The organism is Mycobacterium sp. (genome assembly GCF_035506235.1).
Taxonomy (GTDB): Bacteria; Actinomycetota; Actinomycetes; order Mycobacteriales; family Mycobacteriaceae; genus Mycobacterium.
On the sequence record NZ_DATJPU010000134.1, the window covers coordinates 1 to 11,511 of the forward strand.

Here is an 11,511-nt window from a genome sequence, read left to right on the forward strand (position 1 = left end):
GAGGTAGACGGTGGAGAAGTTGACCAGCTTGCGCCGGTCGCAGGTGATCGTCATGGTCTTGACGACCACGTCGACCTCCGAGCTCTGCAGCGCGGTGACACGCTCTTCCGACGACAGGATCCGGTACTCGACGTGCGACGGGGCGCCGAAGATGTCGCGCGCGATCTCGCCGGCGATGTCGACGTCGAAGCCGGTGATCTCCCCGGTGATCGGGTCGCGGAAGCTGAACAGGTTGCTGCCGATGTCCAGCCCGACGATCAGCCTGCCGCGGGCCCGGATGTCGGCGACGGCCGCGTCGGCCTCGGCCTTGGTGGGAAACGGGCGCAGGCTCGCGGTCGCGTTGCAGCCCTGGCCGGCGTCGTCCGGCGGCAGCGGCGACTGCGGCGGCATCTGCTCCATGCCCACCGGCGTGGGCGGCGGCAGCGTCGGCACGGTGGCCACGGTCAGCGATTCGGTGTGGCTGCAGGCCGCCAGCGCCATGCCCAGCAAGGCCGCGGCGAGCGCCGCGAGGCGGGAGCCGACCCGCCGGGGCCGGCGCAGGCGGGTCATCATCGATACTCTTTCAGCCGCGGCCACAGGCCCAGCGCGACGGCGATCGCGGCGCCGAGGCTGAGCACCACGCCGCCGACCTGGGCGCCGGACAGCCCGCTGCGCGCGTTGAGCACGTCGTTGCGCAGGTGGGTGCGGCTCTGGTCCATGGCCTTGCCCAGCGCGTCCTCGAGCTTGTCGAACGCCGGGGTCGCGTCGTCCTCGCCGCTGCCCAGGGCGACCTGGGTGGCGGCCCGGTAGTTGCCCACCGAGATGTAGGAGTTGATCCGGTCGTTGGCCTGCCGCCAGCGCAGCAGCAGCTGATCGGCGCCTTCAAGGTCGGGCTTGTCGACGGCGTCGCTGCGCGAGAGGTACTGGTCGAGCTGGGAGTGCATGGAGTCGATGCGGTCGTAGAACGACTGCTTGTGCGTCTCTTCGTCGCCGCGGCGAATCAGCGACAGCGTCTCGTCGGCCCGCGCCTGCTGGGCGGTGATGGCGACGTTGGTGACGGTCCTGAGTGACTCCGAGGCGGTCTCCTTGGCGCTACGGCTCGCGGCCGTGGAGATGGTTAGCGCGGTTCCGACCCATACCACCATGACGAGGATACCGAGGGCGCCCACGACCAGTCCCGGGTTGATCCGGCGCCTGGTGCGCCGGGCGAGCCAGCGATGGGAGAACGCGCCGAAGACCACCGTGCTGGCGACGACGAGGATCACCGGGGCGGGGAAGTGCGTGGACGCGGTGGTCTCGCTGTCCACCCGGTCCGACGTGGCCTGGTACAGCTGCGCGGCGTCCGGCAGGATCCTCGACTGCATCAGCCCCGAGGCCTCCGACAGGTACGACGACCCGACCGGGTTGCCCTCCCGGTTGTTGGTCCGCGCGATTTCGATCAGCCCGGTGTAGACGGCCAGTTCGGCATTGAGCCGGCCCAGCAACTGCACCAGCGGTTCGTCGGTCAGCCCACTCGACGCCCGGGTGACGGCCACCGCGGCGTCCGTGATGGCCTGCTCGTAGCGCAGCCGGACCGGGCGGGGCTCGGCCTGGGCGATGAACGCGGTGGCCGCGGCGGCGTCGGCCACCGACAGCGTGGTGTAGAGCCGTCCCGCAGCGAACGACAGCGGCTCGGTGTGGTTGAGCACCGTGGACAGCACCTGCTGCCGGTGGTTGATCGTCGTCGAGGTGGCGAAGGCGCTGGAGACGCCGAGGGCGGCCAGCACGATCCCGATGGTCAGGATCCGGCCCGGCGTCGTGGAGATGAACCACCAGCGGGGGTGGGCCGGTTCGGCCGGCGACCGCGACCCCTTCGGCTCGGTCGACGGGTGCGACAGCTCAACCGTCACGTCTGCTCAGCCCCCATCTTTCGGCCTCAAATTCGCCGCACGAACCCGAATAAGCGAATTCTAAGAGAATGTTCGGCCGGATGGGGGGAGGTGACCCGATTGACCGGGCGGATCGCCTGCATATCCTGATCTCGTGCACGGCGACGGTGACGGATGGGTGGTATCCGACAGCGGCGCCCACTACTGGGGCCGGTATGGCGCGGCCGGGTTGCTGTTGCGCGCTCCCGGGCCCGACGGCGCGCCCGCGGTGCTGCTGCAGCATCGGGCGGTGTGGAGCCACCAGGGCGGCACCTGGGGGTTGCCGGGCGGTGCCCGGGACAGCCACGAGACTCCGGAGCAGACCGCGGTCCGCGAGGCCCACGAGGAGGCCGGCCTGCCGGCCGATCTTCTGGCCGTCCGTGCCACGGTCGTCACCGCCGAGGTGTCCGGCATCGGCGGCACCCGCTGGAGCTACACCACCGTCGTCGCCGATGCGGCCGAGCTGCTGCGGACCGTGCCCAACCGGGAAAGCGCCGAGATGCGCTGGGTCGCCGAGAGCGAGGTGGCCAACCTGCGGCTGCATCCCGGTTTCGCAGCCAGCTGGCAGCGGCTGCGCACCGCCCCGGCGCTGGTGCCCCTGGACCACGGCGACGAACGGCGCCATCACCTGCCGCGCACGCTCGAGATCGAGGCCGGGGTCTTCGTGTGGTGCATGCCGGGCAAACCGCTTCGCGCCGATCAGGAGCCGTCGCAGCTGAGCCGCCGGGTCAGCTCGCTGCTGCAAGCGCCGATCTGAGCCGTGCGGCGGCCGCCTGCGGGTCGTCGGCCGCGGTGATCGCCCGCACCACCACGATGCGTCGCGCGCCGGCGCCGAGCACCTCGGGCAGCCGCTGCGCGTCGATGCCGCCGATCGCGAACCAGGGCAAGGCGGCGCCGAGTCCGGCGGCCAGCCGGACCAGCCGCAGGCCGGGAGCGGCGCGACCCGGCTTCGTCGGGGTGGGCCAGCACGGGCCGACGCAGAAGTAGTCGGCCTCCGATGCGGCGGCCGCCGCTGCCTGGTCGGGGTCGTGGCTGGACAGCCCGATCAGGGTGTCAGGCCCGACGATCTCGCGCGCCACGCTCAGCGGCAGGTCGCCCTGGCCCAGGTGCAGCACGTCGGCGCCGGCCGCGCGGGCGACGTCGGCGCGGTCGTTGACCGCGAACAGGGCGCCGTGCCGGCGGGCCGCCTCGGCGAGGACCTCGCACGCGGCCAGCTCGTCGCGCGCCTCGAGGGGGCCGAACCGCTGCTCACCGGCCGACCCCTTGTCGCGCAGCTGGATGATGTCGACGCCGCCGGCCAGGGCGGCGTCGGCGAACTCCGCCAGGTCCCCCCGCTCGCGGCGCGCGTCGGTACACAGGTACAGCCTCGCGGCGGCGAGACGGGAAGCCGGTTGGTGCACAGCGCGACGGTATCGCGCTAGCGTGGACTCCGAAGAGCACGGGAGCCCCGGGTCACCGGCGGGGCTGAGAGTGGGCGCAGCCGGAAACCACCGGACCTGCCCTTACCGTCACACCTGATCCGGGTCATGCCGGCGAAGGGAGCAAAGGATGCCAAACTCACTGGCCGTCGTCGGCGGCGGAGTCATCGGGCTGTCGGTGGCGCGCCGGGCGGCGCAGGCGGGATGGTCGGTGTGCGTGCACCGCACCGCCGACGCGGGCGCGTCGTGGGTGGCGGGCGGCATGCTCGCCCCGCACAGCGAAGGCTGGCCGGGTGAGGAGCGGTTGCTGCGGCTGGGCCTGGAATCGCTGCGGCTGTGGCACGAGGGCGGCTATTTGGACGGGCTGCCGCCGGGGGTGGTCACCGCGCGGGAGTCGCTGGTGGTGGCCGTCGACCGGGCCGACGTCGCGGACCTGCGCACCGTCGCCGACTGGCTGTCCGGGCAGGGACACCCGGTGGTCTGGGAGTCGGCCGCCCGCGACGTCGAACCCCTGCTGGCGCAAGGCATCCGCCATGGCTTTCGGGCTCCCACCGAGCTGGCGGTGGACAACCGCGCGGTGCTCTACGCGCTCAACGTGGCCTGCGAGCACCTGGGCGTGCGGTGGGCCGGGCCGGTGAGCGACCTGGCCCGGGTCGAGGCCGAAGCGGTGGTGATCGCCAACGGCATCGACGCGCCCGCGCTGTGGCCCGGGCTGCCGGTGCGCCCGGTGAAGGGCGAGGTGCTGCGCCTGCGCTGGCGGAAAGGGTGTATGCCGTTGCCGCAGAGGGTGGTTCGCGCGCGCGTGCACGGGCGGCAGGTGTACCTGGTTCCGCGCCCGGACGGGGTGGTCGTCGGCGCCACGCAATACGAACACGGACGCGACACGGCCCCGGCGGTGTCGGGAGTTCGTGACCTGCTCGACGACGCGTGCGCGGTGCTGCCCGCGCTGGGGGAATACGAACTGGCCGAGTGCGCCGCCGGGCTGCGCCCGATGACACCCGATAATCTGCCGATCGTGCAACGCCTGGACGAGCGAACCCTCGTCGCCGCCGGCCACGGCCGATCCGGGTTCCTGCTGGCGCCGTGGACCGCCGAACAGATTGTGTCCGAACTGGTCCCGGTCGGAGCGCACCCATGATCATCACGGTCAACGAGCGAAGCGTCGAGGTCGACGAGCAGACCACCGTCGCCGCGCTGCTGGAGTCGCTGGGCTTCCCCGACCGGGGCGTCGCGGTGGCCGTGGACGATGCCGTGCTACCCCGATCCAACTGGACTGCAAAGCTTTTCGACGGTGCCCGACTCGAGGTGGTGACGGCGGTGCAAGGTGGCTGATTCCAAACTGACGATCGCCGATCGCAGCTTCGCCTCGCGGCTCATCATGGGTACCGGGGGAGCGACGAACCTGGCGGTGCTCGAGGAGGCGCTGATCGCGTCGGGCACCGAGCTGACCACCGTCGCGATCCGGCGCGTCGACGCCGAGGGCGGGACCGGATTGCTGGACCTGCTGAACCGGCTGGGCATCACGCCGCTGCCCAACACCGCGGGGTGCCGCAGCGCGGCCGAGGCGGTGCTCACCGCGCAGCTGGCCCGCGAGGCGCTGAGCACCAACTGGGTCAAGCTCGAGGTGATCGCCGACGACCGCACATTGCTGCCCGACGGGGTCGAATTGGTCAGGGCCGCAGAGCAATTGGTCGACGACGGGTTCGTCGTCCTGCCCTACACCAACGACGACCCGGCGCTGGCCCGGCGGCTCGAAGACGCCGGCTGCGCGGCGGTGATGCCGCTGGGCGCGCCGATCGGCACCGGCCTGGGCATCACCAACCCGCACAACATCGAGATGATCGTCGCGCGCGCCGGCGTCCCGGTGGTGCTCGACGCCGGCATCGGCACCGCCAGCGACGCCGCGCTGGCGATGGAATTGGGTTGCGACGCCGTGCTGTTGGCCACCGCGGTGACCCGTGCCGCCGACCCGCCTGCCATGGCCGCGGCGATGGCCGCCGCCGTCACCGCGGGCCACCTGGCGCGGCGAGCCGGGCGGATCCCCAAGCGGTTCTGGGCGAAGGCGTCCAGCCCCGACTTATGAAACGTTATGTCGCGCTGGGCAGTTCGATGGCCGCCGGTCCCGGCATCAGGCCCCGCGCGGCGGGCGCGCCACGATGGTCGGGCCGATCGGCGCGCAACTACCCGCACCTCGTCGCCGAACGGCTGAACCTCGAACTGGTTGACGTCACCTTTTCCGGCGCCACCACGGCCCATGTGCTCGCGGATCACCAGCACGGCAGGCCGCCGCAAGTCGCCGCGCTGAACGGCTCGGAGAGCCTGGTCACCGTGACCATCGGCGGCAACGACGTCGGCTACGTTCCGCTGTTGACGGCCGCCGCGCTGCCGCGCATCGCGCGCGGACTGCCGCTACTGGGCGGGCGAATCGGCGAACTGCTGGACCGTGACACGCGCGATCGGGCCCTGGCCGACGTGTTCGATTCGCTGTGCGCGGTCGGCACCGCGCTGCGTCAGCGCTCCGCGGGCGCCCGGGTGTTCTTCGTCGACTACCTGACGCTGCTGCCGCCCGCCGGTACACCCGCGCCGCCGCTTTCGGACTCGGACGCCGACCTGGGCCGGCACGTCGCCGCGACGCTGGAACGCGTCACCGCCGAGGCGGCCGCGGCGACCGGGTGCGAGATCGTCCGCGCCGCGGAGGCCAGCCGGCAGCACCACGCCTGGTCGGCCGGGTCGTGGACGACGAAACCCGGTGTGCCGCTACCGGGCCGGCCGGCGCCGCTGCACCCCAACGGCGCCGGAATGCGCGCGGTCGCCGACCTCGTTGCGGCTCAACTCTGACGGTCAGCCGTTGGTGCGCCACCACTGGTAGAGCGCGTTGACGTCGGTGTTGGACGCCCGGATGTGGCTCAGCACGTTCTTGGCGTCGGTGGTCCAGGTGATGACCGCGGCGTTCTTGTAGGTTCCGCACGCCACCTGTCCGGCGGTCTGGCCCGAACTGCCCTGGTGCCAGGTGCCCGGTGATTGACCGTTGTCACCACACGGGCTCAGCGACACGCCGTTGATGCCGGAGGTGAATGCGGCGGCCAGGTCGCTGCCGTTGTTGAAGAGTTGATAGACGCCGGCCGCCGGCCCGCTGGAATCGGGGTTTTGCCCGCAATCGAGCTCGGCGAGAACGGGACCCGACAATGGCGCCGGTTGGCAATTGTTGAGGCCGTAGCCCTTCGACAGCGAGCTGGCCAGGGTGTTGATGTCTGCCGAACTGCCGGTACCGGGCTCCGCGGTCGCCGTGGCCGCCCCGACGAGGGCGGAACCGCCCATGAGCGCCAGCGCCGTCGCAGCTCGCAGCCCATTGGAGAGAGGGGACATTCTGAACTCCTTTGTTGTGTGGGAAAATCAAGGAACCCGGGCATCTTTCGGCCGCGGCTGCAGAATGCGTTTGCGGCCCAGGCGTTCACTCAGCCGTTCGCGCGCCACCATTGGTAGAGCGCCGCGACGTCGGAGTTGGATCCGCGGATGAGGCTCAACACGTTTTTGGAATCCGTGGTCCAGATGACCTCGGCGGCGTTCTGGTAGGTGCCGCACGCCACGGATCCCGAGTTGGCGTTGTTACTGCCCTGGTGCCAGGTCGTGGGTGACTGACCGCTGTCCCCGCACGCGGTCAAGACGTCGTCCTTGATGCTGGTCTTGAACGAGCTGGCCAAGCTGTCGGCGTTGTTCAACAGGATGTACCTCGCCTGGGCCGGGCCGCTGGGGTCGGGGCTTTGTCCGCAGGTGAGTACGGCCAATTCGCCGGCGTCGATGTTTCCGGCGGTGCAGTTGTTGAGGCCGTAGCCCTTGGACAGCGAGGCGGCCAGAGTGTTGACGTCCGCCGGGTTACCGGTGTTGGTGGGGTCCGCGTTCGCCGCGGCGGCACCGGCGAACGCGAAACCGCCCGCGAGCGCTGTGGCCGTCGCGGCTCGCAGCGCCTTGCTGAGATGAGGCATCCTTGGCTCCTAGTGGTTGCGTCGCTCACCGGAATCAATGCTTCCGCTAGAGGGATCGTAGAGCTAAGTCCTGTCCATGCAATACATTCCGCTGGAAATTGTCTGTTTGGGCATCTTTTCCGCTGGAGCTGGCCGACCGTTTCCGCGCAGCAAATCAGTTAACGGGCAGCGTCTTTCGGGCTCACCCGGGCACATACGCGCCGCGCTCGCGGGATAAGCAAGTAGCGAACCGCTGCCGGAGATAGTGCCGTCGTCGCGCCGCTAATGTATGGTAAGCACCGCTTCACGCCAGCGAACGCCTCCCGACTGGAGAATCCATGACAGAGCAACCGTCGCCGCCGCCGGGATACCCCCCGCAGCAGCCTGCCGGGCGAGCGCCGAATAACTACTTGGTGTGGGCGATTTTGGCGACGATATTCTGCTTTCCCATCACCGGGATCGTCGCGATCGTGAAAGCCGCCCAGGTGAACGGAATGTGGGCGCAGGGTTTGCACGCGGAGGCGCAGGCATCGGCGGCCAGCGCCCGGAAGTGGGTCATCTGGTCGGTCATCATCTGGGTCGTCTGGGTTGTCATCGCCATCATCTACACGGTGACGGTTGGTATGAACGCGGACAACACGGGCGCGGCCATGGTTTCCGCGCTGTTCTAAGCGGACGCCTCGTGGTAACGCGCCAACGACCGGTCCCGTTCTCCCTCGGCGCGCCGCTCATGGTGGCCGCGTCCGCCACGTTGGTCTGTGCCGCGACGTGGGTGGGTGATCCCACCACACCGGGCGGTCCGCTCCCCGTATGTCCCACCAAGGCCCTGCTGGGCATCGACTGCCCCGGATGCGGCAGTGCGCGGATGCTGTATTCGCTGATGCACGGCAACCTGGCGGCGGCGGCCCGGTTCAACGCGCTGGGCCTGGTGGCGCTGGTGTTGCTGGTGTGGGCGTACGGGGCGTGGACCTACGGCAGGGTGACGGGCCGGTGGATCAGGGGCTGGCAGCACCAGCGCTGGGCGGCGATGGTGGCGCTGCTGTTGGTGGCGGTTTGGTTTGTTGTGCGCAACATTCCTTTTGCGCCATTCAGCGCGCTGTATGTCTAACCTTGGGCGCGATGATTAAAAAATCGCGGACGATCCCGGTGGTGTTGGCCGTCGTCGCCCTGACTGCATTCCTGGCCGGCTGCTCGCATCGCTGCGCCAACCCAGGGGAGGCGACGGGTAACCCCGCCGCCGCCGAGTTCGCAACCACCCTGCACAACAAGGTCACGGCCGACGCGATGATGGCGCACTTGTCGAAACTCCAGGACATCGCGAACGCCAACAACGGGACCCGCGCCGTCGGCACCCCCGGCTACGAGGCCAGCGTCGATTATGTGGTTAACACCCTGCGCCACAGTGGCTTTGACGTGCAGACGCCAGAGTTCTCGGCCCGGGTGTTCCACGGCGACAAGCCGGCGGTGACGGTCGGCGGCACGAGCGTGGAGGCACGCGCGTTGGAATTCAGCCTCGGCACCCCGCCCGACGGGGTGAGCGGGCCATTGGTGGCGGTGCCCCCGGGGGACGACCCGGGCTGTAAGCCCGCCGACTTCGACGGGCTGCGGGTGCAGGACGCGGTGGTACTGGTGGACCGCGGCACCTGCCCGTTCGCGCAGAAGGAGGATGCCGCGGCGCAGCGCGGCGCCGTCGCGATGATCGTCGCTGACAACGTCGACGAGCAGCAGATGGGCGGCACGCTCGGAGCCGACACGCAGGTGAAAATCCCCGTGGTGAGCGTCACCAAGTCCACCGGGATACAGCTGCGCGCGCAGCCGGGGCCCGCCACGATCAGGCTCAACGCGAGCGTCCAAAACGTCAAGGCCCGCAACGTCATCGCGCAGACCAAGACCGGGTCTCCCACCGACGTGGTGATGGCGGGCGCGCACCTGGACAGCGTGCCGGAGGGGCCGGGCATCAACGACAACGGGTCGGGGGTGGCCGCCGTCCTGGAAACCGCCGTGCAGCTGGGCAATTCGCCGCAGGTGCACAACGCGGTGCGGTTCGGGTTCTGGGGCGCCGAGGAGCTCGGCCTGATCGGGTCGCGTAATTACGTGGAGTCGCTGAACCTCGACGGGCTGAAAGACATTGCGCTGTATTTGAACTTCGACATGCTCGCCTCGCCCAACCCGGGTTACTTCACCTATGACGGGGACCAGTCGCTGCCGATGGACGCGCGCGGCCAGCCGGTGGTACCGGAGGGCTCGGCCGGCATCGAGCGCACGCTGGTGGCCTACTTGAAGTCGGCCGGCAAGACCGCGCAGGACACCTCGTTCGACGGCCGTTCGGACTACGACGGCTTCACGCTGGCCGGCATCCCGGCGGGCGGCCTGTTCTCGGGCGCCGAGGTCAAGAAGTCCGCCGATCAGGCCAAGCTGTGGGGCGGGACCGCCGACCAGCCGTTCGATCCGAACTATCACCAGAAAACTGACACCCTCGACCACATCGATCGCACCTCGCTGGGCATCAACGGCGCCGGCGTCGCGTACGCGGTGGCCCTGTACGCGCAGGACCTCGGTGGCCGCAATGGGGTTCCGGTGCCGGCGGATCGCACGCGCCACCTGCTCGCCAAGCCATGACGGGGGCGTGATCCATCGGCTTGGCTCAGGGTTGGCGCTGATCGGGCTGGTGGCGGCGGGGATTGGTCGCGAAGGTGACCGCGGACCCTGGGCCCGTCGGCCCCAGTGAGCAACGCGGTGCGGTTCGTGTTCTGGGGGCCGCCGAGGACGGGCTCAACGGCGCCACGGATGCCGTAGCGGCCGGCCTCACGGGGTTATCCACAGGCGGTGATCATGGGCCGTGCTTTGTCCCCTGGCCGCTTATACTCGAACGCATGTTCGATGAGGTTCGTGCTCGGTTCGACGAGATGATCGAGCGGCACTATCCGTCGGTGACGGGGGAGTCGGCGGGGCTGCTGGCCGAGATCGGGGCGGCGGCGCGCGCGGAGAATCGGGCGGCGGCCACCCAGTTGGAGGCGATCGGGCGGTTGTTCGGGTATCGGTTGTCGCGGTGTTCGGAGAATGAGGACTGGGCGATCGACACGATGGAGGCGGTCGCGGCGGAGGTGGCGGCGGCGTTGCGGATCAGCCAGGGCTTGGCGGCCAGTCGGCTGCGCTACGCGCGGGCCATGCGCGAGCGTCTGCCCAAGGTGGGTGAGGTCTTCCGGGCCGGGGACATCGACTATCGGCTGTTTCAGACGATCGTGTATCGCACCGATTTGATCGTCGATCCCGATGTGCTGGCGTGCGTGGATGCCACTCTGGCGGTCAATTTGGGGTGCTGGCCGTCGATGACCCAGGGCCGGCTGGGTGCGCAGGTGGACAAGATTGTGGCTCGCGCCGATGTCGATGCGGTGCGCCGGCGCACCGAGCGCCGAACCGACCGCGAGGTGTGGATCGCCGACGTGGGCGATGGGTTGGCTGAGTTTGAGGGCCGGCTGTTGAGCCTGGATGCCCATGCGCTGGACCAACGCCTGGACGCCCTGGCCGCCACGGTGTGTGCCCATGATCCGCGCGCCCGCGCGCAGCGCCGCGCCGATGCCCTTGGGGCCTTGGCGGCCGGCGCGGACAGGTTGGGCTGTCGCTGCGGGCGCGCGGACTGTGCGGCCGGGACACGGCCGGCGGCTTCGCCGGTGGTGATCCATGTGATCGCCGAGCAGCCCACCCTGGAGGGCACCGGCACCACCCCGGGGTGTGAGATCGGCGCCGCGGGGCTGATCACCCCCGAGTTGGTGGCCGAGTTGGCCGCCTCGGCCAAGCTGATGACCGTGGTGCACCCGGTCGACGCGCCACCGGAGAACGGCTATGTGCCCTCCACGGCGTTGGCCGATTTCGTGCGGTGTCGGGATCTGACGTGTCGCGCCCCGGGCTGTGACCGGCCCGCGATCGGCTGCGACCTCGACCACACCATCCCCTATGCCGACGGCGGTGTCACGCATGCGTCGAACCTGAAATGTCTGTGCCGGCTTCATCATTTGCTCAAAACTTTTGGTGGGTGGCGCGACGAACAGCTGCCTGATGGCAGCGTGATCTGGCGGCTGCCCGACGGGCACACCTATGTCACCACCCCCGGCAGCGCGCTGCTGTTCCCAAGCTTGTGCGCGCCCACCGGCGACCCACCCCAACCCGCGGCGACCCCGGCCAAAGCCCACGCCGAGCGCACCGCGATGATGCCCAAACGCCGCCGCACCCGCGCCCAGGACCGCG

At 70.0% G+C, this 11,511-nt stretch carries 14 protein-coding genes and 1 riboswitch; of the genes, 9 read left to right on the forward strand and 5 right to left on the reverse strand.

Going from position 1 to position 11,511, the window contains the following annotated elements:
- Window positions 1-549 (reverse strand): transporter substrate-binding domain-containing protein (locus VMD50_RS11955; RefSeq protein WP_325427976.1); only part of this gene is annotated, 549 nt, incomplete at its 3' end.
- Window positions 549-1,868, reverse strand: a complete 1,320-nt coding sequence (gene glnX, locus VMD50_RS11960; protein WP_325427963.1) for a protein kinase G-activating protein GlnX — start codon at window positions 1,866-1,868, stop codon at window positions 549-551. The genes VMD50_RS11955 and glnX, both read right to left, overlap by 1 nt.
- A gap of 133 nt (window positions 1,869-2,001) precedes the next feature.
- On the opposite strand from glnX, the gene VMD50_RS11965 reads away from it, so the two are divergent.
- On the forward strand, window positions 2,002-2,643 hold the full coding sequence (locus VMD50_RS11965; RefSeq protein WP_325427964.1) for an NUDIX hydrolase: 642 nt from the start codon (window positions 2,002-2,004) through the stop codon (window positions 2,641-2,643).
- Here the strand turns inward: VMD50_RS11965 and thiE are convergent.
- Window positions 2,615-3,286 (reverse strand): thiamine phosphate synthase, encoded by a 672-nt coding sequence (gene thiE, locus VMD50_RS11970; RefSeq protein ID WP_325427965.1) that lies wholly within the window; start codon window positions 3,284-3,286, stop codon window positions 2,615-2,617. The genes VMD50_RS11965 and thiE overlap by 29 nt on opposite strands.
- A 28-nt stretch (window positions 3,287-3,314) precedes the next feature.
- Window positions 3,315-3,444, forward strand: a riboswitch (TPP riboswitch).
- Here thiE and thiO point away from each other — a divergent pair.
- The 4 genes from thiO (at window position 3,435) to VMD50_RS11990 (ending at window position 6,142) form a co-directional block, all read left to right on the forward strand.
- Window positions 3,435-4,442 (forward strand): glycine oxidase ThiO, encoded by a 1,008-nt coding sequence (gene thiO, locus VMD50_RS11975; protein WP_325427966.1) that lies wholly within the window; start codon window positions 3,435-3,437, stop codon window positions 4,440-4,442. Its footprint overlaps the riboswitch before it by 10 nt.
- Window positions 4,439-4,636: a sulfur carrier protein ThiS gene (gene thiS, locus VMD50_RS11980; RefSeq protein WP_325427967.1), complete on the forward strand. Its 198-nt coding sequence runs from the start codon at window positions 4,439-4,441 to the stop codon at window positions 4,634-4,636. Before thiO ends, thiS begins: the two co-directional genes overlap by 4 nt.
- On the forward strand, window positions 4,629-5,387 hold the full coding sequence (thiG, locus tag VMD50_RS11985; RefSeq protein ID WP_325427968.1) for a thiazole synthase: 759 nt from the start codon (window positions 4,629-4,631) through the stop codon (window positions 5,385-5,387). Before thiS ends, thiG begins: the two co-directional genes overlap by 8 nt.
- Window positions 5,384-6,142 carry an SGNH/GDSL hydrolase family protein gene (locus VMD50_RS11990; RefSeq protein ID WP_325427969.1) on the forward strand — a complete coding sequence of 253 codons (759 nt, stop codon included), beginning with the start codon at window positions 5,384-5,386 and terminating at the stop codon, window positions 6,140-6,142. The genes thiG and VMD50_RS11990 overlap by 4 nt, the downstream gene beginning before the upstream one ends.
- 3 nt (window positions 6,143-6,145) lie before the next feature.
- On the opposite strand, the gene VMD50_RS11995 is transcribed toward VMD50_RS11990, so the two are convergent.
- Both VMD50_RS11995 and VMD50_RS12000 read right to left on the reverse strand, forming a co-directional pair.
- A complete protein-coding gene (locus VMD50_RS11995) occupies window positions 6,146-6,670 on the reverse strand; it encodes a serine/threonine protein kinase (protein ID WP_325427970.1) in 525 nt (174 codons plus the stop codon).
- 89 nt (window positions 6,671-6,759) lie between these two features.
- Entirely contained in the window at window positions 6,760-7,287 is a 528-nt protein-coding gene (locus VMD50_RS12000) for a serine/threonine protein kinase (RefSeq protein ID WP_325427971.1), read from the reverse strand.
- Window positions 7,288-7,604: 317 nt separating this feature from the next.
- On the opposite strand from VMD50_RS12000, the gene VMD50_RS12005 reads away from it, so the two are divergent.
- The 4 genes from VMD50_RS12005 to VMD50_RS12020 form a co-directional block, all read left to right on the forward strand.
- Window positions 7,605-7,937 (forward strand): CD225/dispanin family protein, encoded by a 333-nt coding sequence (locus tag VMD50_RS12005; RefSeq protein ID WP_325427972.1) that lies wholly within the window; start codon window positions 7,605-7,607, stop codon window positions 7,935-7,937.
- Between the two features lie 59 nt (window positions 7,938-7,996).
- The gene (locus VMD50_RS12010; protein ID WP_414686051.1) at window positions 7,997-8,374 is read left to right on the forward strand and encodes a DUF2752 domain-containing protein; all 378 of its coding nucleotides are present in this window, start codon (window positions 7,997-7,999) and stop codon (window positions 8,372-8,374) included.
- Window positions 8,375-8,385: 11 nt separating this feature from the next.
- A complete protein-coding gene (locus VMD50_RS12015; protein WP_325427974.1) occupies window positions 8,386-9,885 on the forward strand; it encodes a M28 family metallopeptidase in 1,500 nt (499 codons plus the stop codon).
- A 254-nt stretch (window positions 9,886-10,139) separates the two neighbouring features.
- On the forward strand, window positions 10,140-11,511 hold a 1,372-nt coding region (locus tag VMD50_RS12020), incomplete at its 3' end, for an HNH endonuclease signature motif containing protein (protein ID WP_325427975.1).